Source organism: Nonomuraea rosea, assembly GCF_039539705.1.
In the GTDB taxonomy this organism is placed as follows: domain Bacteria; phylum Actinomycetota; class Actinomycetes; order Streptosporangiales; family Streptosporangiaceae; genus Nonomuraea; species Nonomuraea rosea.
The window spans coordinates 94,677-116,427 of sequence record NZ_BAABDQ010000042.1 but is presented as its reverse complement, the minus strand read 5'-3'; the positions used below and the strand labels follow the sequence as shown (position 1 = coordinate 116,427).

The window sequence follows — 21,751 nt, the reverse complement described above, 5'->3', positions numbered from 1 at the left end:
GCGGCGTAGGTTCGGTGCCGACATGCAGGGGAGGGCGATGAAGGCGCGGACGGCGTTCCTGGTGCTGCTCACGGCGGGAGTCGTGGGCACGGCGGCGTGGCTGGTGTTCTTCTCGCCCGTGCTCGGCGTGCGATCGATCGAGATCGTGGGAAATCTCACAGTGCCGAGCGATCGGATCAAGCAGCAGGCCGGGGTGGCCGATCTCCACCCCCTCGCCACCGTGAACCTCGCCGACGTCGAGACCCGCGTCCTGGGCATCAGGCAGCTCGCCACCGCCAAGGTCGACCGGGTCTGGCCGGGCACGCTCAAGATCGAAGTGGTCGAGCGCGAGCCGGTCGCCGCGGTCCCCGCGGGCGACAAGGTGGCGATCGTCGACGGGCAGGGCGTGGTGATCGAGCTCAAGTCCGCGGCGCCGCCCATGCTGCCGCTGCTGAAGGTGGACAAGCCCGCCGCGGGCGACCCCGCCATGATGGCGGCGCTCAAGGTCATCCAGGCCGTGCCCGCCTCGGTGGCGGGCAAGCTCAGACAGGTGCGGGCCGGCACGGCCGAGGGCGTGACCCTGGAGCTGTCCGACGGCCGCACCGTCCTGTGGGGCGGCACCGACCGCCCGGAGGAGAAGGCCCGCATCCTCGCCTCGCTGCTCCAGCGCGAAAGAGGAGTCACCCTGTATGACGTGAGCTCCCCGGACGTGGTGACCCTGAAATGACCGCGATCCATGCCGATGGTCGCGTCAGGGTCCGGCGAATCGGGGGCAGGCGCATCGCCGAGCCTGTGCGAGGCGGGCGGCGCGCCGTGAGAGCCTGTAAGCCGGATGTTCGGCCGAGGAGGGCCCCGACCAGGCGCGACTGCGGAGCGAAACGGACAGCCCGCGACACGCCGGACGCGCTTGCGGCGCGGTTAGTTGACCCGCCTGGAGCGTAACTCCTACTGTCCGTATCAATCCTCAGGTTGACATAAATCTAAATCTCAACCTGAGGTTGAGAGTTACCCGAACTGAGAAAAAGCGGAGACGATCCGCACCGAATTGCAAGTCAACGAGCGGAAAGGCCCCTCGTCGTGGCAGCACCGCAGAACTACCTCGCGGTCATCAAGGTCGTCGGCATCGGCGGCGGCGGAGTGAACGCCGTCAACCGGATGATCGAGGAGGGACTCAAGGGCGTCGAGTTCATCGCGATAAACACCGACGCCCAGGCGCTGCTGATGAGTGACGCCGATGTGAAACTCGACGTGGGCCGTGAGCTCACGCGCGGACTGGGCGCGGGCGCCAACCCGGATGTCGGCCGCAAGGCGGCCGAGGACCATCGCGAGGAGATCGAGGAGGTCCTCAAGGGGGCCGACATGGTCTTCGTCACGGCGGGCGAGGGCGGCGGCACGGGCACGGGCGGCGCACCCGTCGTGGCCAACATCGCCCGATCGCTCGGCGCGCTCACGATCGGTGTCGTGACCAGGCCGTTCAGCTTTGAGGGACGGCGCAGGGCCTCGCAGGCCGAAGCCGGCATCGAGACGCTGCGCGACGAGGTCGACACGCTGATCGTGATCCCCAACGACCGGCTGCTGTCCATCTCCGACCGCCAGGTGAGCGTGCTCGACGCGTTCAAGGCGGCCGACCAGGTGCTGCTGTCGGGTGTCCAGGGCATCACCGACCTGATCACCACCCCCGGTCTGATCAACCTCGACTTCGCCGACGTCAAGTCGGTCATGTCGGGCGCGGGATCCGCGCTCATGGGCATCGGCCACGCCCGCGGCGACGACCGCTCGGTGGCCGCGGCGGAGATGGCGGTCTCCAGCCCGCTGCTGGAGGCCAGCATCGACGGCGCCCACGGTGTGCTCCTGTCGATCGCGGGCGGCTCCGACCTGGGGCTGTTCGAGATCAACGAGGCGGCGCAGCTCGTGTCCATGGCGGCCGCGCTCGACGCCAACATCATCTTCGGCACGGTCATCGACGACGCGCTCGGCGACGAGGTGCGCGTGACCGTGATCGCGGCGGGCTTCGACGACGTGCCGCCGCCCGTGGAGAAGCCGCTGCCGCGCCCGGCCAGCCGTCCCGCCGCGGCCCCGCCGCCCGCGCCGCCCGTGTCCTCGCCTGTGCGGCCCAGCATCGCGTCGCCCAGTGTGAAGTCCGAGCCGCCCATGGTGCGCCCTGAGCCGCGAGCTGAGCTGCGTCCCGAGGCCAGGGGAGACTTCAGGTCCGAGCAGCGTGCCGACTTCCGGCCCGAGCCTCGCCCGGAGCCCAGGCCCGAGCCCCGCACGGAGTTCCGTCCTGAGCCCAGGCCCGAGCCTCGCGCGGAGTTCAGGCCCGAGCCCCGGCCCGAGCCGGTGCGTCCGGTGGAGCCGGTGCAGTCGGTCGAGCGCATCGACGACGCCGTCGCCGACGAGCCGTCCGGCCCCGTCTCGATCCCGCGGCCCACGCCCGAGCCCGCCAACCCGCCCACGCCCATCACCTCCCGCATGTCGGAGCCCGTCAAACGTCCTCGGGTGATCTTCGAGGAGCAGGAAGAGGAACTCGACGTTCCCGACTTCCTCAAGTAGCCGCCCGCCTGACGCCGCTCCCCGCAGGGATACGGGAGCGGCGCCGTCATGTGCGCGAGGCTGCCTGCCGTACCGGATCTTCCGCCGACAAGCCCGGTCCCACCGGACAGGAAAGGGTGGCCTGCTGTGCAGAGGACGTGCGCGAGCCGTACGGACGGGCGCGAGGATGCCGGTAGTGAGACGGCCGGCGGTGAGAGGGAGAGTGACGTGAGAAGTGACGAGATCGCGGCGGGGCTCGCCGAGGTCGACGCGCGCATCGCGGCGGCCTGCCGCGCCGTCGGGCGCGACCGTGGCGAGGTCACGCTGATCGCCGTCACCAAGACGCGGCCGGCGGAGGACGTGCGGATCCTGGCCGGGCTGGGCGTGCGCGACGTCGGCGAGAACCGCGACCAGGAGGCCGCGCCCAAGGCTCACGAGCTGGCGGCTCTCCCGCTGACCTGGCACTTCGTCGGGCAGCTCCAGACGAACAAGGTGCGTTCCGTCGTCGCCTACGCCGACGTGATCCACTCCATCGACCGCCTCAGGCTGGTGGAGGCCGTCAGCAAGGAGGCGGTGCGGCAGGGCCGCAGCGTCGGCTGCCTGCTGCAGGTGGCGCTCGACGACGACCCCGCCAGGGGCGGCGCGCGCCCCGGCGACCTGCTCGAACTGGCCGACGAGGTGGCGCTGGCCGACGGGCTGTGGCTGGGCGGCGTCATGGCGGTGGCGCCGCTGGGCGAGGAGCCGGCCAAGGCCTTCGCCCGGCTGCGCGATCTGGCGCTGCGCCTGCAGGAGCAGCATCCGCGCGCCACGATGATCTCGGCGGGCATGAGCGAGGACCTCGCGGAGGCCGTCGCGTACGGCGCGACACACGTGCGGATCGGTACGGCGTTGCTCGGTCGTCGCAAGCCCTTCGTCAGGTAATGTCCCGTCAAGTGGGTCTTCAGGCCCATGACCAAGTAGAGGTCGATCAGCGGTGAGCTCCAGGGGGGTACGCCTGCCGCCTCGGACCCGGCGACGGACTCGAGCGAGTGCGACCATGAGCAGGAGGACGACGTAGCGATGGCCGGCGCGATGCGCAAGATGGCGGTCTACCTCGGGCTCGTGGAGGACGACCGCTACGAGAGGTACGAGACCTACACCGACGAGTACGCCTACGACGACGAGGTGCAGCGGACCGGCGAGGAACGCGCTGTAGCGGTCCAGGAGCGCGACGACGAGGCTGACCCAGGAGTCCCCGCGCCCAGGCCCGCCACGACGATCCTGGAGCGCCGCACGACCGATCTGGCGCGCATCACCACCCTCCACCCCCGCACGTACAACGAGGCGCGTACCATCGGTGAGCACTTCCGCGACGGGACCCCGGTCATCATGAACCTGACCGAGATGGTTGACAGTGACGCGAAACGGCTGGTCGATTTCGCGGCAGGTCTGGTCTTTGGCCTACATGGCAGCATTGAACGTGTTACCAACAAGGTGTTCCTGTTGTCCCCTGCCAATGTCGAGGTGACCGCCGAGGACAAGGCCCGAATCGCGGAACGCGGGTTCTTCAACCAGAGTTAGAGTCTCTGTATGTCTATCGCACCCAACCAGGTCTCGCCGAGACCGGTAGGGCACATCGGAAGTGGAGGCGCGGCCGGGCCGTGGGGATCGTCAGTCAGATCTTGGTCGTTGTCCTGTCTCTCTATTTGGTGCTGCTCATCGGCAGGATGATCTTTGAGACGGTGCAGGCGTTCGCCCGCCAGTGGCGACCGTCCGGCGTCGTCCTGGTGCTGGCGGAAGCCACATACACCGCAACCGACCCACCACTCAAGTTCCTCCGCCGTTTCATTCCCCCGCTCCGGTTGGGTACGGTGGCCTTTGACCTAAGCTTCACTGTCCTGTTCATCGTGGTTCTGATCTTGATTCAGATCGCGGGATCGCTGCGATGAGCCGGGCCGGTGTCGCGCCGGTCGTGATCCAACTCGTGTCCGCGCTGAAGTGACTTCGGGTTACCGTCCCTCCGGACAGACTCCAAGCGCGCCAAGGAGACCAAAAAATGCCGCTGACGCCCGCCGATGTGCGGAACAAGCAATTCAGTACCACCCGGCTGCGACCGGGCTACGACGAGGAAGAGGTCGACGCCTTCCTTGACGAGGTGGAGGCTGAGCTTGACCGCCTGATCCAAGAGAACGAGGAGCTCCGCGCCAAGCTGGCCGAGTGCCTGCGCGGGAAGGTGCCGGGCGGCATGAGCATGCCCATGGCCTCCGCGCCGGTGCAGGAGCAGCCCAAGCCGGAGATGATGGGGCCGCCGCCCCAGCAGCAGCAGCCGGAGCCCATGCGGGCCCCCGAGCCGCCCCCCATGCAGCAGCAGCCGGTCCCCGTGGCCATGAGCATGCCGCCCGCCGAGGACAACATGGACACGGCGGCTCGCGTGCTCGCGCTTGCCCAGCAGACCGCCGACCAGGCGATCTCCGACGCCCGCCGTGAGGCGGACGAGACGGTCACCCGCGCCCGCCGCGAGGCCGACGAGATCCTCACCAAGGCCCGCCGCCAGGCCGAGCAGGTCATCGGCGACGCCCGTGCCCGCGCGGAGACGCTCGAGCGCGACGCGCAGGAGCGCCACCGTCAGGCGATGGGCTCGCTGGTGCAGACCCGCGACGAGCTCGAGCGCAAGGTCGAGGAGCTGCGCAGCTTCGAGCGCGAATACCGCAGCCGGCTCAAGCTCTACCTGGAGAACCAGCTCGCCGAGCTCAACGTCTCCGCCGAGGGCAGCGGTGGGTTCCCGGTCATGTCGGGTGGTGGCCAGCAGGGTCAGGCTCCCGCCATGTCGCACGCCATGCCTCAGGGTGGTCAGCCGCCTCTTCCGGGTGGTCCCAACCCGTTCGGTGGCGAGCCTCCGCAGGGTGTCTTCCCCGGCGGTGACGGTCCGCACAACGACCGCCGGTAAAGTAACGGGTCACTAGGACCTGTCACTCGAAAGAGCCCCCTGTGATCCTTATCAGTGCTGGTTTGGTGCTCGCGGCAGTGGTTCTGCTGATCGCGGGCTTCGTGCTGGCGAAGCCGTTCCTGATCATGTGGTCCATCGTGGTCAGCGTGCTGTCCGCGCTGTTCCTGGTGATCGGGGCGTTCCTGCGGCGCAACGAGTTGTTTCCAGGTGGTGGACAGGCCGCTGCGCCGGCCACCCCGCCGAAGGGGCTCATGCCGCCCGGGTTGCCGTACACCCAGACCGGTCCCCATGCCGGCCCCACGGGTCCGCAACCGCATCCCCAGCCCCCGACGCATCCGCAGACGCCTCAGCGGACGGCGACGGTTCCCGCCGCCGCCCAGCGCCGCCCCGCGGCGGGTGGCATCTCGCCGGATGCGATCGTGCTGGTGATCCCGGGACGCAAGCGTTATCACGTCCCCGGTTGCCGGCAGCTGAGTGGCCGGGATCATGAGGAGCTCACCTACGAGGAGGCACGCGAGGAGGGCTTCACGCCCTGCACGACGTGTCTGCCGGACGCAGCGCTCGGCGGACGGCAGTTGCCGCCTGCCGCCGGCCCCGAGCCCGTCGTCGCACCCGGCGCCGCCCTTGCGGCGCAGAGCCGGGAAAACTCCGCGGAGACCCGCGACCTACGGCCGCCGGTCGCCCCGCCGAAGCCCGATACCAAGGCTTCCACCCCCAGCCCGGAGTCCGCTGCCTCCCACGAGGAAGGCGCCACCGGGTGGTTCGGCCGCTCGCCCGGCACGTCCACGACTTCTTCTCCCTCCTCCGCCGCCGCTTCCGAGCCGGATGCCGACGAGCAGGGGGAGACACAGACTTCCATCTTCCGACCGGCCACACCCGGGTCCACCTCCGGATCCAGGTCCGAGCCTGCGGGCACACAGCCCTCTTCCGGGCCGTCGCCCGGCAAGCCGTCTGGCGCTCAGCCGGGCCGGCCTTCGGGCGCGCCCCCGTCTTCCGGTTCGTCCGCCCAGGCATCGCCGGGCAGGCCGACCGGTGGCCAGGCCTCGCCGGGCCAGGGCGCGGGACGTGGCGAAGGACCCAGCGAGAGACGCAACGCAGGGCCTGGCGACAGGCGCGGCGAAGGGTCCGGTGAGGGGCGTAGCGCAAGGCCTGGCGAAGGGTCCGGTGAGGGGCGCGGTCAGGGGACGGCGAGCAGGCCGGCGCCGTCGGCTGGGCGGCCTTCCGCCGCGGCCGGGACGTCCGCGCAGACCGCCGGGACGTCCGCGCGGGTCGCCGCTTCGGCCGAGCAGGCCGCCGCTTCTCCCGAGCAGGCCGGCGACAAGCCACCGCGGTCGCCGGGCAAGCCGGGTCAGTCCGTGGCCAAGCCTTCGTCGTCCGCCAGAGACTCCGGTGCGGACGAGTCCTCCGGGTCCGAAACGGCGCCGCAGCTGCGCGTGCCTCCGTCCGTCGCACAGGCCGCCACCCAGGCCCAGGCCCGGTCTGCGGCTTCCGGGCCGTCCGAGCGTCCTTCTGGGGCTCCTGGAGGGTCTTCCGGAGGCGCCGCCAAGGGCGCTGCCTCGGGAGAGAACACGGTGCTGCCGGAGCGGCCCGCGTCCTCGGCCGAGTCGGAGGCCAAGCCCAAGGGGCCGCTGCCCACAGGGGCCGGTTCCGCTACGCCCGCCAGGCCCTCCTCGGGGCCGGCGGCGAGGCCGGGCTCTGGTACGGGTGCCGGACCGGGGTCGAGGCCCGGTGCCGCCCCGAGTACGGGTTCGGGCTCGGGCTCTGGTTCAGGGGAACGGCCGATCGCCACGGGGTCCGGTGCGAAGCCGGGGGCCTCGGGGAAGACAGGGCCGGAGCGCCCTTCCGCGAGCGGGGATCCGGAGAAGACGAGAACACCGTCCAGCACGATGGGCGCTGCGGGCCAGGGCACCAAGCCCGGAGGCCCGGGCGCCGGGGCCAGGCCATCCGGCCCCACGCCGGATGCCCGGCCTGCCGGGCCGGGCACGGGCGCCAAGGGCGGGGCCTCCGCAGCGGACGCGGCACGGGCCGGTGCTCCCGCCGCGGGCTCCTCCCGGCCGGAAGGACCGAAGAACGGGCCGGTCGGATCATCGTCTGCGTCGGGTAAGTCCGGGCCCTCCCCGGCCGCGCCCAGACCGCAGGCTTCCGGTACGCCGGCGAAGCCGCAGGCCACAGGTGCCAAGGCTGAGTCGTCCGGCTCCAAGAGCGGTGCGGAGTCCACCGGCCCCCAGAGCGGTGGAGCGGGCGCCAAGGGTGAGCGTCCCGGCACCGTGAAGGTCATCGTCGGCACCCGTCGCTACCACAGCACGGCGTGCCCGTTGATCAGGGGCGCCGGCGAGACGGGCGTGGAGACGATGACGCTCGCGGCGGCGGAAGCGGCCGGGCTGACGAGCTGCTCGGTCTGCCAGCACGACCGCGAGACGGTCAGCTGAGACTTCGTCGTCTACGGTGGTTGCCCGGTCTGTCGGCGTGACCGGGCGACGGCCGGGAGAGCGCTGATCGTCTACGGTGGTTGCCGGGGTCTGTCGGCGTGACCGGGAGACGGCCGGAAGAGCGCTGATCGCCTACGGCGGTTGCCCGGTTTGCCGCCGCGACCGTGAGACGGGCGGCCTTGGGCGGGTCCCTCGGGCACCGCCCAAGGGACCGGGTCAGGTTGTTGGCGCAGGCGGCTCGTCGTAGGTGGTGACCCAGGCAGTACCGACCGGCCAGTCGCGTTCGGGGCGGTGGGGGTGGACACCGGCGACGGCCAGCGGCGGCAGGCCGCCGAGTTCCGACAGCTCCCGCCATTGGTCCTGGGTCACCTCCAGGTACCGCAATCCCTTCAGCTCGGTCACCGTGGCGAGGTCGGCGACGGGTGCCGCCGCGATGTCGAGGGCCCACAGGCTGGGCACCGTACGGAGCGGAGCCAGCTCGACGGGACGCGCGCAAGTGATCGACAGCGAGCGCAGCTCCCGGTTCCGGGCCAGCGGCGCCAGGTCGGCCGACTCCACATCGAGCGCCAGATACTCCAGCGGCCGGCCGCCGAGCGGGGTCAGGTCGGGCGAGCCCGTGCTCGACAGCGCCAGCGAGCGCACTTCGGGCACCGCGTCGAGGAACGTGCAATCCTCCACCTCGGTCACCCGGACGTCCTGCACGCCAGGACCGGCCTGTCCGGCCCGCTCGCGGGAGGGCGGGCCGTCGTAGTACGTGGTGCGCTCGGACAGCTCCGGCAGGTCCGCCTCGATCCACATGCTCTTGTCGTGCTGGACGTAGTCACCGCGTTCCAGCGCTTCCACCAGGCGGCGCAGGAATGTGGTCACCGAGTCGGCGATGTACGCCGGCCCCTGCGTGTAGTCGACCCCGACCTTGATGACCTGTCCGGGACGGCCGTCCGGCCCTGGATCCATGTCCACCGCGAGCCAGTTGCCGCCCGTGTCGAACGCGAACCGGATCCAGCCCGTACGCAGCGGCGACCTCCGGACGGTATTCGGGGGCTGGGCATCGAACACGGTCTGGCGCCAGGGTTCGTACTGCCATTCCTGCGCGATGCCGAGCCACTCATCATCCTGCTCGCCGATCTCGGAGAGAGGGAGCCACTCCTGCCGGTCGAACAGCGGGTTGACGAGGTCACCGTCACCGTCGGCGATGCCGTAGAGCGCGCGGAGATCTAAAGGCAGCGCGACGCCGAGCCGCTCCTCCACCGCGGCGAGGTCCTCCTCGCTCGCGGGCCCGGGGAGCTCCTCCTCGTAGCCGAGGATCCGCGCCATCAGCCGTCGGTAGTGGTGGAAGAGCCGCACCGCCTCGTCCGGATCACCGGCAGGAACCGCGGACTCCGGGCCTTCCTGCTCGTCGCCCCGATCCGGTGGTGCGAACTCCTCGTCGATCACGTGCAGGATCGGTGGTTTCTGCTGGGAGGACGTCGCCATGCCGCCGCAATCTAGCATCGGCCCCCGACGATACCGACCCCGTGCGCTGGAAACCGTACGGCGGCAGTGCGGGGTGACCGCCCAGGAGCTGTGGGACCTGGGCGGTCGTTCCGGTGTCAGGCGCGGCGGAGCTGGAAGGTCAGGGCGAGGTCCTCGTCCGTGTGGGACGGCAGGTCCGCCACCGTGCCCTCGGTGACCGTCGTCGCCAGGACCTCCTCCGCCACGACCCCGCCCTCGGACCGCAGCGCCTGCGCGAGGTCCGGGGACGTCGTGGCCCACCACAGGTCGATGCGGTCCGTGATCGACAGGCCGGTCGACTTGCGGGCCTCCTGGACCAGGCGGACGACCTCGCGCAGCAGGCCCGCGCGGCGCAGGGCGTCGGTGAGCTCCAGGTCCAGGGCCACCGTCTCGCCCGTGCCCGTGCCGATCGCGCCCGTCTCCACGGCCCAGCCCGCGCGGGGCTGCTCGTTGACGATCACATCGTCGGGGCCGAGCATGATCTCGCCCAGCTCGTCCGCCTCGACCATGACCGTCGCGCCCGAGCGGAGGGCGCGGGCGACGCGCGTGGGGTCGGCGGCGCTCACCGCGGCGGCCACGAGCTTGGTCTGGGAGCCGAAGCGCTTGCCCAGGGCCCGGAAGTTGGGCTTGACGGTGTAGGAGACGAGATCGGCGCTGAAGCCCGACATGTCCTCAAGGGCCTGGACGTTCAGCTCGTCCGCCACCAGGCCCCTGAGCTCCGCGGGGAGCGTCGGCCAGCCGTGGGCGCCCACCAGCGCGCGGCCCAGCGGCTGGCGGGTCTTGACGCCCGACGAGGCGCGCGCCGAGCGGCCCAGCTCCACCAGGCGGCGCACCAGCGCCATCTGGTCGGACAGCGCCGGGTCGAGCAGGTCTTCGCGCACCTCGGGCCAGGAGGCCAGGTGCACGGAGGAGGGCGCCTCGGGCGAGCGCAGGACGTCCCAGAGGTAGTCGGTGAGGAACGGCGTGATCGGCGACATCAGCCGCGTCACCGTCTCCAGGCACTCGTACAGGGTCGCGAACGCGTCCGCGGAGCCCTGCCAGAAGCGGCGGCGCGAGCGGCGGACGTACCAGTTGGACAGGTCGTCGAGGAAGTCGGCCAGGCGGCGTCCGGCGCGCTGCGTGTCGTAGACGTCGAGGGACGCCGTGACCTCAGCCACCGTCCTGTGCAGCTCGGCCAGCACCCAGCGGTCGAGCAGCGGGCGCTCGGCCGCCGGCGTGGCCTCGGCCAGCCTGGCCGGGGTCCAGGACTCGGCGTTGGCGTAGAGGGTGAAGAACGAGGAGGTGTTCCAGAGCGTCAGCAGGACCTTGCGGACGATCTCCTCCAGCGTGTTGTGCCCCACCCTGCGAGCCGACCAGGGCGAGCCCGCGCAGGCCATGAACCAGCGCAGCGCGTCGGCCCCGTGCTGGTCCATCAGCGGGATCGGCTCGAGGATGTTGCCCAGGTGCTTGCTCATCTTGCGGCCGTCCTCGGCCAGGATGAGGCCGAGGCAGAGCACGTTCTCGTAGGAGGACTGGCCGAAGACGAGGGTGCCGACCGCCATCAGCGAGTAGAACCAGCCGCGCGTCTGGTCGGTGGCCTCGCAGATGAACTGCGCCGGGTAGAGGCCGTCGGGCTTGCCGCGCTCACCCCACTGGGCGAAGGGCATGGAGCCGGAGTCGTACCAGGCGTCGATGACGTCGGGCACGCGGCGGGACTCCGCGCCGCAGGACCGGCAGCCGAAGGTCACGTCGTCGACGTAGGGGCGGTGCGGGTCGAGGGCGGAGACGTCCTGGCCCGCCAGCTCGCTCAGCTCCGCCATCGAGCCGACGCACGTGACGTGGGACTCGTCCTCGGAGCACACCCACAGCGGCAGCGGCGTGCCCCAGTAGCGCGAGCGCGACAGCGACCAGTCGACGTTGTTGCGCAGCCACTCGCCGAACCGGCCCCACTTGATCGTGTCGGGGAACCAGTTGGTCGTGGAGTTCTCCGCCAGCATCTGGTCCTTGACCGAGGTGGTGCGGATGTACCAGGACGGGAGCGCGTAGTAGAGCAGCGGGGTGTGGCAGCGCCAGCAGTGGGGGTAGCTGTGCTCGAAGTGGCCGCCGCGGAACAGCAGCCCGCGGGCGCGCAGGTCCTCGGTCAGCTCCTCGTCGGCGTCCTTGAAGAACCGCCCGCCGACCATGGGCACGTCGTCGAGGAAGCGGCCGTCGGGGCCGATCGGGTTGACGATCGGCATCTCGTACCGCTTGATCACGGCCAGATCTTCCGCGCCGAAGGCCGGGGCCTGGTGGACCAGGCCGGTGCCGTCCTCGATGGTGACGTAGTCGCCGAGCACGACGTAGTGGGCGCCGGGGATGTCGACCAGGTCGAACGGGCGGGAGTAGGTGGTGTGCTCCAGCTCGCGGCCGGTGTAGCGGGCGACCTCGGTCGCGCCCTCGCCGAGCACCGGGAGCAGGGGCTCGGCCACGACCAGGACCTCGCCGTCGGCGGTGCGGGCCGCGACGTAGGTCACGTCGGGGTGCACGGCCACCGCCGTGTTGGAGACGAGCGTCCACGGCGTCGTCGTCCAGATCAGCAGCGCCGCGCCCAGCTCGGCCAGCGGCCCCGACGTCACCGGCATGCGGACGTAGACCGTCGGGCTGGAGACGTTCTCGTAGCCGCCGGGCTGGCCCAGCTCGTGGTCGGACAGGCCGGTGCCGCAGCGCGGGCAGTAGGGGGTGATGCGGAAGTCGCGGAACAGCAGCCCCTTGTCGAACACGACCTTCAGCGACCACCACACCGACTCGATGTAGGACGGGTCCATGGTCCGGTAGGCCTGCGACAGGTCGATCCAGTAGCCCATGCGCTCGGTCATCTGCTCGAACGCGTCCACGTGCCGCAGCACCGACTCGCGGCACTTGGCGTTGAACTCGGCGATGCCGTACGTCTCGATGTCCTTCTTGCCGGACAGGCCCAGCTCTTTCTCGACCCCCACCTCGACCGGCAGGCCGTGGCAGTCCCAGCCGGCCTTACGCGGGACGCTGAATCCGCGCATGGACTTGTAGCGGGGGAAGAGGTCCTTGAACACCCGCGCCTCGACGTGGTGCACGCCGGGCAGGCCGTTGGCCGTGGGCGGGCCCTCGTAGAAGACCCAGGAGGGATTGCCGGCGTTCTGCTCGACGGAACGCTCGAAGATCTTCCCGTCCCGCCAGCGGTCGAGGACCTCACGCTCGAGCGCGGGCAGGTCGACCTGCGCGGGAAGAGAGCGGAAAGAAGACATTTCGGGCGGGACCTCCACGCTTGATACGGCCGGCAGGGCTAGCGTGAAGGGACGAAGCCTCGCGGCCCCGCGGTACCACCCTTCTTGACCTCGCGCTGGGCGAGACCCTCTTCATTCGATCCGCTGCCGGGTCTAGTGAGCTCGAAAGAGCCGTTCTTCCGGCGGCTCCGGGGTGATATCCCTCACAGTCGGGCCCCATCAACGCCTTGCAGTCTCAAACCATAACGCAGAGTGGAGGCGAAGGCTTCCGGGTTCGCCTGGAGACGCACACGCGTTCCACTTCTCCGGCCACGCCGGCGGTAGAGAAGACGTAAAGCCGACAAAGTTGTGGGAATGGACACGCCTGAGGAGGAGTTGAATGCGCGGGGCGGGATAGTACGGGAGAGGTAAACCGTCCGGCGGGTCGTTTGCCGTTCCGTTATGTGGATCCTAAGCTGCCCGCACCATTCACGGCCTTGATCAGCAATGGAGGCAGCCATGGCGGCAGTCACGCAGACCGCTACACCGGCCATGTGGTCGGAAGAGGAGCTGGCCGAGGTACGCGGCATGCTCCAGACCGAGATCGACGAGCTCAACGCGGACATCCGCCGCCACGAGTCGGAGATCGCCTCTGGAGACGTCACCCAGGGAGCCGGCGACGACCAGGCGGACGCCGGGGCCAAGACGTACGAGCGCGAACGCGAGATCGCCCTTACCCTGAATGCGCGCGATCTGGTCGCGCAGAACGAACGTGCGATCGCCAGGATCGACGCAGGGACCTATGGAGTGTGCGAATCGTGCCACAAGCCGATCGGCAAGGAGCGCCTTCAGGCGTTCCCGAGGGCGACGCTGTGCGTGGCCTGCAAGCAGAAGGAGGAGCGCCGGTAGGCAGATCCCGGGGCCGCCTCTTCGCCGTCCTCATCGTGCTGGCGGCCGTCATCTACACGGCCGACCTCATCACCAAGACGGTGGTGCTGCGCACGCTTGAGGGCGAGGCGCCGCTGGTCGTCATCCAGGATGTGCTGCAGTTCCGGGTGATCTTCAATTCCGGGGCCGCGTTCAGCATCGGCACCGGGATGACGTTCATCTTCACGCTCATCGCGGCGGGCGTCGTGGCGGCCATCGTGCGCACCGCGCGGAAGCTGGGCAGCAGGTCCTGGGCGATCACGCTCGGCCTGCTGCTCGGCGGGGCGCTCGGCAACCTCACCGACCGGCTGCTGCGCTACCCGTCGGGCATCGGCAGGCCGACGCAGTTCCAGGGGCACGTGGTCGACTTCATCGAGGTCCTTCCGGGACATTTCCCGATCATCGACTATTTCCCCGTGTTCAACATCGCCGACTCCGCGATCGTCTGCGGCGGCATCCTGGCGGTCATCCTGGCCTGGCGAAACGTCCAGATCGACGGCTCCAGCGAGAGTGCCAAGGAGGTCGGGAACGATGACTGAGCAGCGGAGCATGCCCGTGCCCGACGGGCTGGAGGGCGAGCGCCTCGACGCCGCCCTGTCGAGGCTGTTCGGCTTCTCCCGCACCCGCGCGGCTGAGCTGATCGGCTCTGGCGAGGTGCTGGTGGACGGCAAACAGCCGGCCAAGTCCGACCGGCTGCACGCGGGCGCGTGGCTCGACGTGACGCTGCCGCCCCCGATCACCACCCCGATGCCGGTCGCCGAGCCGGTGCCGGGAATGACGATCGTGTACGAGGACGACGACATCATCGTGGTCAACAAGCCGATCGGGGTGGCCGCCCACCCGACCGTCGGCTGGACGGGCCCGACCGTGATCGGCGGCCTGCTCGGGGCCGGGCACACGATCGCCACCAGCGGCGCGGCCGAGCGCCAGGGCATCGTGCACCGGCTCGACGCCAACACCACGGGCGCGATGGCCGTGGCCAAGAGCGAGCACGCCTACTCGTGGCTCAAGCGGGCCTTCAAAGAACGCACGGTCGACAAGCGCTACCACGCGCTCGTCCAGGGACATCCCGACCCGTTCAGGGGCACCGTGGACGCGCCCATCGACCGGCACCCGTCGGGCGACGGCAGGTTCGCGGTGGTCGCGGGCGGCAAGCCGTCCGTCACCCACTACGACACGATCGAGGCGTTCAGGGCGGCGTCGCTGCTGGACATCAAGCTGGAGACCGGCCGGACGCACCAGATCAGGGTGCACATGTCGGCCCTGCGCCACCCCTGCGTCGGAGACCTGTTCTACGGCGCCGACCCCACCCTCTCGGCCCGGCTCGGGCTCACGAGGCAGTGGCTGCACGCGGTCGCGCTCGGGTTCGAGCACCCTTCGACCGGAGAGTGGATGTCGTTCAGCACCGACTATCCGCAGGACCTGCAGAAGGCGCTGGACATCGTGGCCGCCGAGTCCTGAGCCGAGTCCGTCACTCCGGGGCCGTCACTCCGGCTCCTCGTCCTCCTGCTCGGCCCTGTCCGCCCCGTCGAGCGAGCCCGGGCTCTCCGACGGGGACTCCGGCTTCTTCTCCTTGGACTTCGTGGGCGTCGGGCTCTGCGTGGGACGCTTCCCCGTCGCCGGCGTCCTCGGCTGCTCCCGGGTCGGGGGCGGAGTGCTCTGCGAGGCCGGAGGGGCGGACGTCCCGGCCGTCACCGCCGGCGCGGACGTGGATTCCGACACGGACGGCGCGGGCGTTCCGGTGGTGCGGCCGAGCGTGGTCACGACGGACGGCGTGATCCTGGTCGTCTCGCCGCCGGTGCTCGGACGGCTGGACCACCAGGCCGCGCCGCCCGTGACGACGGCCACGACGAGCGCCCCCGCGGCGATCCCGGCCAGCGGCAGCCCGCGACGGCGCCGCCGCGCCGCCCGCGCTCCCAAGCCCGTCGCTCCCGCTCCCAGGACTCCCGCTCCCAGGCCCGCCGACGCGGTGACCGGCCCCGTCTGGTCGGGCGGGCCGCCCGTGATGATCACGGCCAGGCGCCGCTCGGCCTCCTCCAGCGTCATGCGCTCGGCCGGGTTCTTGCGCAGCAGCCCGAGCAGCACCGGGCCGAGCACGCCCGCGCGGGCCAGCGGCTCCGGCTCGGCGTGCATGACCGCGCCCAGCGTGGCCAGGGCGTGATCCCGGTGGAAGGGCGAGTGGCCCTCGACCGCCAGATAGAGGGTGACGCCCAGCGACCACAGGTCGGACGCGGGCCGCGCCTGGCCCCCGGCGGCCCGCTCGGGCGCCATGAACGCGGGGGTGCCGATCAGGATGCCGGTCCTGGTCAGGGGCGCCTCGTCCTCGGTGGTGGCGATGCCGAAGTCGGTGAGCACCGCCCTGCCGTCCTCGGTGAGCAGCACGTTGTCCGGTTTGACGTCTCTGTGCAGCACGCCGGCCGCGTGCGCCGCGCGCAGCGCCTCCAGGATCTGTAACCCGATGGCGGCGGCGTCGGCGGGCGGCATCGGGCCCTCGTCGCGGATGATCTCGCCCAAGGTCCTGGAGTGCACGAGCTGCATGACGATCCACGGGTGCCCGTGCTCCTCCAGCACGTCGTACACGGCCGCCACGCCGGGATGGGCCACCCGGCCGGCCGCTCTGGCCTCCCTGAACGTGCGGACGGCGAACTCCTCGCGCTCGGACCCCGTCAGATCGGGCGGCGGCAGTACCTCCTTGACAGCCACGTCCCTGCCGAGCACCTCGTCGTGCGCCTGCCACACTGTGCCCATACCGCCTTGGCCGATCGTCCGGAGCAGCCGATAGCGCCCGCCGACCATCTGTGCTGAATCGGACATGCCCGGCGACTACCCCATAAGCATCCGGACAGTCGCGGTGACGACGGCCGCCGTGGCCAGAACGACCAGAAAAGGGGCACGGAGCAGGAGTGCCACGATTGCGGATCCGAGGCCGGCCGTACGGGCGGGGTCGACGCTCAGCCCGCCCTCCTGCGTGAACATCTGCACCGCGATCAGCGCACCGAGCAGCGCCACCGGCACCAGCTCCGCGAACCTGCGCACCCCCGGATGGTCCAGCACCCGCTGCGGCGCGGCCAGGCCGGCCAGCTTGAGCGCGTAGCAGCCCGCGCAGACGGCGGCGATCGCCCACCACAGCGTCATCGCACCATCACCACCAGGACCGCGACGGCCGACAGCAGCACCGGCACACCGGGCGGGAAGAACGGGGTGGCGCACAGCGCGATCGCCGCCGCGCCCGCGGCCAGCCGGCGCAGCTCGCCGCTCGCGGTCAGCCGGGGCCACAGGATGGCCAGGAACGCGACCGGGCCCACCACGTCCAGTCCCAGGACGCCGGGGTCGCCCAGGAACGAGGTGCCGTACGCGCCTGCCAGGGTGGTGAGGTTCCAGGTGAGGTAGAGGCTGGCGAAGGTGGTCACGAACCCCGTACGCGCGGCCTCCGGGGTGGGCTGGGCGAGCGTGACGGCCGCGGTCTCGTCGATCACGCCGTGCGCGGCCAGCAGCCTGCGCGGCCCCCGCACGCGCAGCAGGTCGGCCAGCCGCAGGCCGTAGAGGGTGTTGCGGCCGCCGAGCAGCAGCGCGCCGAGGGTGGCGGCCACCAGGTCGCCGCCCGCGCCCACCGCTCCGGTCAGGGCGAACTGCGAGGCGCCGGTGAACGTCAGCAAGCTCAGCACGCACGCCTGTGGCACGCTGAGCCCCGCCGTGATCGCCGCGGCGCCGAAGGCGAGCCCGGACAGCCCCACGGCCAGGCCCACGCCGAGACCGTCCCGTATGGCGGCGGAACGGTGTGTTGTCGGTTCCATGGCACGTGAGGCTATGCGGTGGTGTTATCGCTGGTCTTGTACGTTCCTGCAGCGCGCTGGTACGCGGCGGGCGGCACGCCCACGATGCGCTTGAAATGCCGGTTGAGGTGGGCCTGGTCGGTGAAGCCCACCTCGGCGGCCACCTGGGCCGGGCGCACGCCGGTCTGCAGCAGGCGGCGCGCCTGGCGTACCCGGAGCGAGGTCAGGTAGGCGTGCGGCGGCAGGCCCGTCGCCGCCTTGAACGCCCGCAGCAGCGCGAACGGCCGCGCGCCCACCGCGCCCGCCAGGTCCTCCAGCGTGGGCGGGTCCACCAGGCTGTCGTGCAGCAGGTCGAGCGCCTCGCGCACGGCCCGCCGGCCCTCCGCGGGCAGCACCGCGACCGGCCTGGGCGCGGCGTGCCGGGTCAGCAGCCGCGCGAACAGCGTGCGGCTCAGCGTCGAGGCGGCCAGCGCGTCGCCGCGCTCGGCCGCCCGGTGCGTCCTGCCGAGCAGCGCCGCCACGGCGTCGTCGCGCACCACCTGCTCGGGGAAGTGCGGCGTCGCGCAGGGCGCGCCCAGCTCGGCGGCGATCCCGGCCAGCGCGTCGATCGACGGATAGAGCATGCGGTACGCCCACCCGCCCGGCGTGCCGGCCTGGCCGGTGTGCGAGGCGTCGGGGTTGACCAGCACCAGCTCGCCCGCGCCCGCGCGGTGCAGCGTGCCGCGGTAGTCGAACTCCTCCACGCCGTCGACGATCAGCCCGATGGCGTAGCCGTCGTGGATGTGCCGGGTGAAGCGGTGGGTGACGTAGCGGGCCCTGAGCAGGTCCGTCTCCGGCACCGCCGGGTGCCGCCAGAAGTGGGCCTGCTCCTTCACCCTCTTTTCACCCTGGTCTGAACGTCTTGGCGAACGTGTCGAAATAGTGCCTGTCCCTGTCCCAGAGGGCGTCGGGGGTCTCCCAGTAGAGGGCGTACGGGCGGCCGTCGGCGGTGTGGAAGCCGCGGTTGATCACGTGGATCAGCTCGCCGTCGCGCTCCCGGGTGAACTCCCAGTCGGCGGCCCTCCTGCCGAGGTAGGCGGTGGAGGTGATGCCGAGGCGGGTGTAGCGGCTGAACTCGCCCTTCGCCCGGATCTCCTTCTCCAGCCCGATCCAGTGCTTCACCGGGTCGTTCCACGGGAGGTCGGGGACGGTCCACTCGATGATCAGCTCTCCGGAGGTGCCGGGGCCGGACACGGAGATGCTGTCCCTCTGCGGGTTCTTCGCCGCCCGCCACCGCTTGGGGAGGGCGATCGAGAAGCGGCCGGCGGCGCTCGTGTAGGACCGCCAGCCGGCGGGCACCGGCCTGCTCGTGAGCGTGGGGGCCGGCTTTTTTGTGGGGGTGACGGTCGGCCCAGTGGTCGGCCCAGTAGTCGGCCCAGTAGTCGGCATGGCCGGTGGCGTCGTGGGGGCCGGGAAGGTCGGCGTGGGCGTCGGCGTCGTCCAGGGATTGGCGAGCAGTACGCCGGCCGTGCCGAGCGCCGCGACGGCGGTCACCGCGGCGGGCACGCCGATCCAGAGCGCCTTGCCGCGTTTGCGCGCGACCGGCAGCGTCCGGTCCGGCCGGTGCTGCCAGCTGGTGTCCTGCTGGGGGGCGGGAGGCCGCGGATGGCCGGACGGCGTGGGGTGGCGTGGGGTGGAGGCGGCTTCGTACAGGATCCTGACGGCCTGCTCCGCGGGCATCCTGGCGGCGGGGTCGCGCCGCAGCAGCCCCATGATGACCGGTTCGAGCGCACCTGCCCGCACCGGCGGCTTGGGCTCGTCGCGCAGCACCGCCGCGACCGTCGCCGCCCACGAGTCGCGCTTGAACGGCGGCTCGCCCTCGACGGCCGCGTACATCGTCGCGCCCAGCGACCACAGATCGGACTCGGGCCTGGCCGGCTCGCCGTTGAGACGCTCCGGCGGCATGTACGCGGGCGTGCCCACCAGCCCGCCGGTCGCGGTCAGCCCGGCCTCGGCCTCCAGCGAGGCGATGCCGAAGTCGGTGAGCACGACCCGGCCGTCGTCGGCCAGGAGCACGTTCTCGGGCTTGACGTCGCGGTGCAGCACCCCGGTGGCGTGCGCGGCCCGCAGGGCGTCCAGCACCCGGCCGCCGATCACCGCGGCCTGCCCCACCTGCAGCGGGCCCTGCTCGTGGATCACCTGGGCGAGCGAGCGGGACCGTACGAGCTGCATCACGATCCACGGGCGGCCGTCCTCCTCGACGACGTCGTGGATGACGATCACCGAGGGGTGGTCGAGGCGGCCCGCCGCCCTGGCCTCCCTGATGGTCCTGCGGTTGAGCTCGGCCCGCTTGGCCTCGCCGACGCCGGAGTAGCGGACCTCCTTGATCGCCACCGTACGGTCGAGCAGCTCGTCGTAGGCGCGCCAGACCACGCCCATGCCGCCCTCACCGAGGGGCTCGATGAGGCGATATCGGTTGCTGACCTGCCTTTCCACGCAGCGAAGCCTACTTCTTGGGCTTGAACGTCGCGCAGAACCCCTCGAAGAAGTGGTAGTCCGCCTTCCAGTGGCTTTTCAGGGTGTGCCAGTAGATGGCGTAGGCGCGCCCGTTGTCCGTCACGAAGCCCCGGTTGCGCACGCGGGTCTTACCGGTGTCGGTGTTCCAGGTGAAGTCCCAGTCGGCGGCGGCCTTCATGTAGTCGAACTTCTCGACATCGACCTTCTTGATGTCGAGCTTGTCGTAGCCGCCGAAGTTGTGCTTGAGCGACGGCTCCTGCTTCTTCCAGTCCTTGTACGGGTCCGTGCCCGGGTTCTCTGCCTCCTCGACCATGACGTACGCGTTGGACGCCCCGCCGGGACCCCTGAACTTGACCTGGCGGCCGCGGCGCTCCAAGACGTCCCAGCCCTTGGGCAGCCCGATCGTGAAGCCCAGCTTCTTGTCCTTGTACAGCTTCCAGCCGGCCGGCAGCGCGTCGGCCTTCTTCGTGGGGGCGGCCGTCGGCGTCGGGCTGGTGGACGTGGCCGGCTCGCTGGCCGAGGGCGACGGGCTCGCCGAGGCCTTCTCCGACGGCGTCGTGGGCACGACCGCGGCCTGTGTCGGGACCGGGTCGGGCGTCTCGGTGTCCGGCGCCGCGCGCAGGCCGAGATAGCCGCCCACACCGGCGACGAGCAGGACCGCGACGGCCACCCCGACGACCATTCCGGTACGCCGCTGAGAATCCGGCTTCGCCGCCTCCCTCGTGGACTCGCCGTGCAGGCCGGGCTCCCTGGCCGGCGCCGGGGTGATCCGCGCGCCGGTCTCGGGGAGCGCGACCGGGGGCGGCGGCGCGAGGTCCGGGTCGGTCGGGGTGTCGTCCTCCGCCGGCACCTGCGCGGGCACTGGCACGGGCGCCTGCACGGGCGGGTACGGGGGCGCCGCGGCCCTGCGCTTGGCCTTCGGCTTCGGCTTCGTGGGAGCGGTCTCGCGGAACTGCTGGGCGGCGGGGAACTGCGCGGTCGGCGGCGGGCTCGCCTGCGCGATGGTCGAGCGCAGCATCCGCGCCGTCTCCTCGTACGTCAGGCGCTGCACGGGCTCCTTGACCAGCAGCCCGTTGATCACCTCGGCCAGCGGGCCCGCGTGGGTGGCGGGATCCGGCTCGTCGGTCAGCACGGCGTGCATGGTCGCCAGGGCCATCCCGCGCTCGTGCGGTGAGCGGCCCTCCACGGCCGTGTACAGCGTGGCGCCCAGCGACCACAGGTCCGACTCGCGCCGCGCGGGCAGGCCCTTGAGCCGCTCGGGCGCGATGAACGCCGGCGTGCCCGCCAGCCCCGTCACCGTGAGCTGCGTCTCGGTCTCCAGCGTGGCGATGCCGAAGTCGGTGAGCACGACCCGGCCGTCGTCGGCCAGGAGCACGTTCTCGGGCTTGACGTCGCGGTGCAGCACGCCCGCGTCGTGCGCCCGGTGCAGGGCGTCCAGCATGGCCAGGCCGATCTCGGCCACCCGCTTGTGGGGCAGGGGCCCGTCCTGCTTGATCACGGTGCCCAGGGACCGCGACTGTACGAGCTGCATGACGATCCAGGGGCGGCCGTCCTCCTCGATCACGTCGTGAACGACGATCACGTTGGGATGCTCGAACCTGGCCGCCGCCCTCGCCTCGCGCATCGTGCGCCGGTTCAGCAGCTGCACTTCTTCGCCCAGGGCGGCCGCGTAACGGACCTCTTTGACCGCAACCGTGCGATCGAGAAGCTCGTCATGGGCTCGCCAGACGATGCCCATTCCGCCCCTGCCGATGGGTTCCTGCAGCTGATAGCGGCCGGCGATGCGGCGTCCGTCCTGCTTGCGATCCGACATCAACGGCCTCGTACCCTCCTCTAGGCCAGGAAATACTCCCATAGCGAGGGATCAACGGCGACTCGCCAGAAGGTCAGTCCGTCATATGAGAAGGCTCGTCCAGCAGGTGGAGGGCTGGGTGTAGGCTTCAGATATGACTTGTCGCCACGCATTTACCGAGCCGGCTCCGGGAGGGCCGGTCGGTAGCTAGC

Annotated in this window: 18 protein-coding genes; 10 read left to right on the top strand and 8 right to left on the bottom strand. The window is 71.2% G+C overall.

Annotated features, from left to right (window positions below):
• Positions 1-37: 37 nt before the first annotated feature.
• The 7 genes from ABEA43_RS54430 (at position 38) to ABEA43_RS54400 (ending at position 7,863) form a co-directional block, all read left to right on the top strand.
• Positions 38-706 (top strand): cell division protein FtsQ/DivIB, encoded by a 669-nt coding sequence (locus ABEA43_RS54430; RefSeq protein ID WP_345574856.1) that lies wholly within the window; start codon positions 38-40, stop codon positions 704-706.
• A gap of 350 nt (positions 707-1,056) precedes the next feature.
• Positions 1,057-2,529, top strand: coding sequence for a cell division protein FtsZ (ftsZ, locus tag ABEA43_RS54425; protein WP_345574854.1), 1,473 nt, complete (start codon positions 1,057-1,059; stop codon positions 2,527-2,529).
• A 207-nt stretch (positions 2,530-2,736) separates the two neighbouring features.
• Positions 2,737-3,429, top strand: a complete 693-nt coding sequence (locus ABEA43_RS54420; protein WP_345574852.1) for a YggS family pyridoxal phosphate-dependent enzyme — start codon at positions 2,737-2,739, stop codon at positions 3,427-3,429.
• A 138-nt stretch (positions 3,430-3,567) separates the two neighbouring features.
• Positions 3,568-4,068: a cell division protein SepF gene (locus ABEA43_RS54415; RefSeq protein ID WP_345574850.1), complete on the top strand. Its 501-nt coding sequence runs from the start codon at positions 3,568-3,570 to the stop codon at positions 4,066-4,068.
• A gap of 80 nt (positions 4,069-4,148) precedes the next feature.
• Positions 4,149-4,436 carry a YggT family protein gene (locus tag ABEA43_RS54410; RefSeq protein ID WP_138667303.1) on the top strand — a complete coding sequence of 96 codons (288 nt, stop codon included), beginning with the start codon at positions 4,149-4,151 and terminating at the stop codon, positions 4,434-4,436.
• A 107-nt stretch (positions 4,437-4,543) separates the two neighbouring features.
• A complete protein-coding gene (locus ABEA43_RS54405; protein WP_345574843.1) occupies positions 4,544-5,434 on the top strand; it encodes a DivIVA domain-containing protein in 891 nt (296 codons plus the stop codon).
• A 1,886-nt stretch (positions 5,435-7,320) separates the two neighbouring features.
• Positions 7,321-7,863 carry a hypothetical protein gene (locus ABEA43_RS54400; RefSeq protein WP_345574841.1) on the top strand — a complete coding sequence of 181 codons (543 nt, stop codon included), beginning with the start codon at positions 7,321-7,323 and terminating at the stop codon, positions 7,861-7,863.
• Between the two features lie 216 nt (positions 7,864-8,079).
• On the opposite strand, the gene ABEA43_RS54395 is transcribed toward ABEA43_RS54400, so the two are convergent.
• On the bottom strand, positions 8,080-9,336 hold the full coding sequence (locus ABEA43_RS54395; protein WP_345574839.1) for an SMI1/KNR4 family protein: 1,257 nt from the start codon (positions 9,334-9,336) through the stop codon (positions 8,080-8,082).
• 116 nt (positions 9,337-9,452) lie between these two features.
• Positions 9,453-12,593 (bottom strand): isoleucine--tRNA ligase, encoded by a 3,141-nt coding sequence (gene ileS / locus ABEA43_RS54390; protein ID WP_345574837.1) that lies wholly within the window; start codon positions 12,591-12,593, stop codon positions 9,453-9,455.
• A 477-nt stretch (positions 12,594-13,070) separates the two neighbouring features.
• Between ileS and ABEA43_RS54385 the strand changes: the two genes are divergently transcribed.
• From ABEA43_RS54385 to ABEA43_RS54375, 3 genes are read left to right on the top strand one after another with little or no spacing between them, the layout of a single operon-like run.
• Positions 13,071-13,460, top strand: a complete 390-nt coding sequence (locus ABEA43_RS54385; protein ID WP_345574835.1) for a TraR/DksA family transcriptional regulator — start codon at positions 13,071-13,073, stop codon at positions 13,458-13,460.
• Positions 13,461-13,495: 35 nt separating this feature from the next.
• The gene (lspA, locus tag ABEA43_RS54380) at positions 13,496-14,017 is read left to right on the top strand and encodes a signal peptidase II (protein ID WP_345574833.1); all 522 of its coding nucleotides are present in this window, start codon (positions 13,496-13,498) and stop codon (positions 14,015-14,017) included.
• Positions 14,010-14,939, top strand: a complete 930-nt coding sequence (locus ABEA43_RS54375) for an RluA family pseudouridine synthase (RefSeq protein WP_345574831.1) — start codon at positions 14,010-14,012, stop codon at positions 14,937-14,939. Before lspA ends, ABEA43_RS54375 begins: the two co-directional genes overlap by 8 nt.
• Before the next feature lie 24 nt (positions 14,940-14,963).
• On the opposite strand, the gene ABEA43_RS54370 is transcribed toward ABEA43_RS54375, so the two are convergent.
• From ABEA43_RS54370 to ABEA43_RS54345, 6 genes are read right to left on the bottom strand one after another with little or no spacing between them, the layout of a single operon-like run.
• Positions 14,964-16,292, bottom strand: a complete 1,329-nt coding sequence (locus ABEA43_RS54370; RefSeq protein WP_345574829.1) for a serine/threonine-protein kinase — start codon at positions 16,290-16,292, stop codon at positions 14,964-14,966.
• A gap of 9 nt (positions 16,293-16,301) precedes the next feature.
• Positions 16,302-16,613, bottom strand: coding sequence for an AzlD domain-containing protein (locus ABEA43_RS54365; protein ID WP_345574827.1), 312 nt, complete (start codon positions 16,611-16,613; stop codon positions 16,302-16,304).
• Positions 16,610-17,272, bottom strand: a complete 663-nt coding sequence (locus tag ABEA43_RS54360; RefSeq protein ID WP_345574825.1) for an AzlC family ABC transporter permease — start codon at positions 17,270-17,272, stop codon at positions 16,610-16,612. Before ABEA43_RS54360 ends, ABEA43_RS54365 begins: the two co-directional genes overlap by 4 nt.
• A gap of 11 nt (positions 17,273-17,283) precedes the next feature.
• Positions 17,284-18,126, bottom strand: a complete 843-nt coding sequence (locus ABEA43_RS54355) for an AraC family transcriptional regulator (RefSeq protein WP_345574823.1) — start codon at positions 18,124-18,126, stop codon at positions 17,284-17,286.
• Positions 18,127-18,133: 7 nt separating this feature from the next.
• Positions 18,134-19,726: a serine/threonine-protein kinase gene (locus ABEA43_RS54350; RefSeq protein WP_345574821.1), complete on the bottom strand. Its 1,593-nt coding sequence runs from the start codon at positions 19,724-19,726 to the stop codon at positions 18,134-18,136.
• Positions 19,727-19,736: 10 nt separating this feature from the next.
• Positions 19,737-21,560, bottom strand: a complete 1,824-nt coding sequence (locus ABEA43_RS54345; protein WP_345574819.1) for a serine/threonine-protein kinase — start codon at positions 21,558-21,560, stop codon at positions 19,737-19,739.
• Positions 21,561-21,751 lie beyond the last annotated feature (191 nt).

Bases quoted from the DNA above. Each gene is read 5' to 3' on its own strand.
- ABEA43_RS54430 (WP_345574856.1), top strand. From the start codon at position 38: ATGAAGGCGCGGACGGCGTTCCTGGTGCTGCTCACGGCGGGAGTCGTG.
- ABEA43_RS54415 (WP_345574850.1), top strand. From the start codon at position 3,568: ATGGCCGGCGCGATGCGCAAGATGGCGGTCTACCTCGGGCTCGTGGAG.
- ABEA43_RS54405 (WP_345574843.1), top strand. From the start codon at position 4,544: ATGCCGCTGACGCCCGCCGATGTGCGGAACAAGCAATTCAGTACCACC.
- ABEA43_RS54400 (WP_345574841.1), top strand. From the start codon at position 7,321: ATGGGCGCTGCGGGCCAGGGCACCAAGCCCGGAGGCCCGGGCGCCGGG.
- ABEA43_RS54395 (WP_345574839.1), bottom strand. From the start codon at position 9,336: ATGGCGACGTCCTCCCAGCAGAAACCACCGATCCTGCACGTGATCGAC.
- ileS (WP_345574837.1), bottom strand. From the start codon at position 12,593: ATGTCTTCTTTCCGCTCTCTTCCCGCGCAGGTCGACCTGCCCGCGCTC.
- ABEA43_RS54385 (WP_345574835.1), top strand. From the start codon at position 13,071: ATGGCGGCAGTCACGCAGACCGCTACACCGGCCATGTGGTCGGAAGAG.
- ABEA43_RS54375 (WP_345574831.1), top strand. From the start codon at position 14,010: ATGACTGAGCAGCGGAGCATGCCCGTGCCCGACGGGCTGGAGGGCGAG.
- ABEA43_RS54370 (WP_345574829.1), bottom strand. From the start codon at position 16,292: ATGTCCGATTCAGCACAGATGGTCGGCGGGCGCTATCGGCTGCTCCGG.
- ABEA43_RS54365 (WP_345574827.1), bottom strand. From the start codon at position 16,613: ATGACGCTGTGGTGGGCGATCGCCGCCGTCTGCGCGGGCTGCTACGCG.
- ABEA43_RS54360 (WP_345574825.1), bottom strand. From the start codon at position 17,272: ATGGAACCGACAACACACCGTTCCGCCGCCATACGGGACGGTCTCGGC.
- ABEA43_RS54345 (WP_345574819.1), bottom strand. From the start codon at position 21,560: ATGTCGGATCGCAAGCAGGACGGACGCCGCATCGCCGGCCGCTATCAG.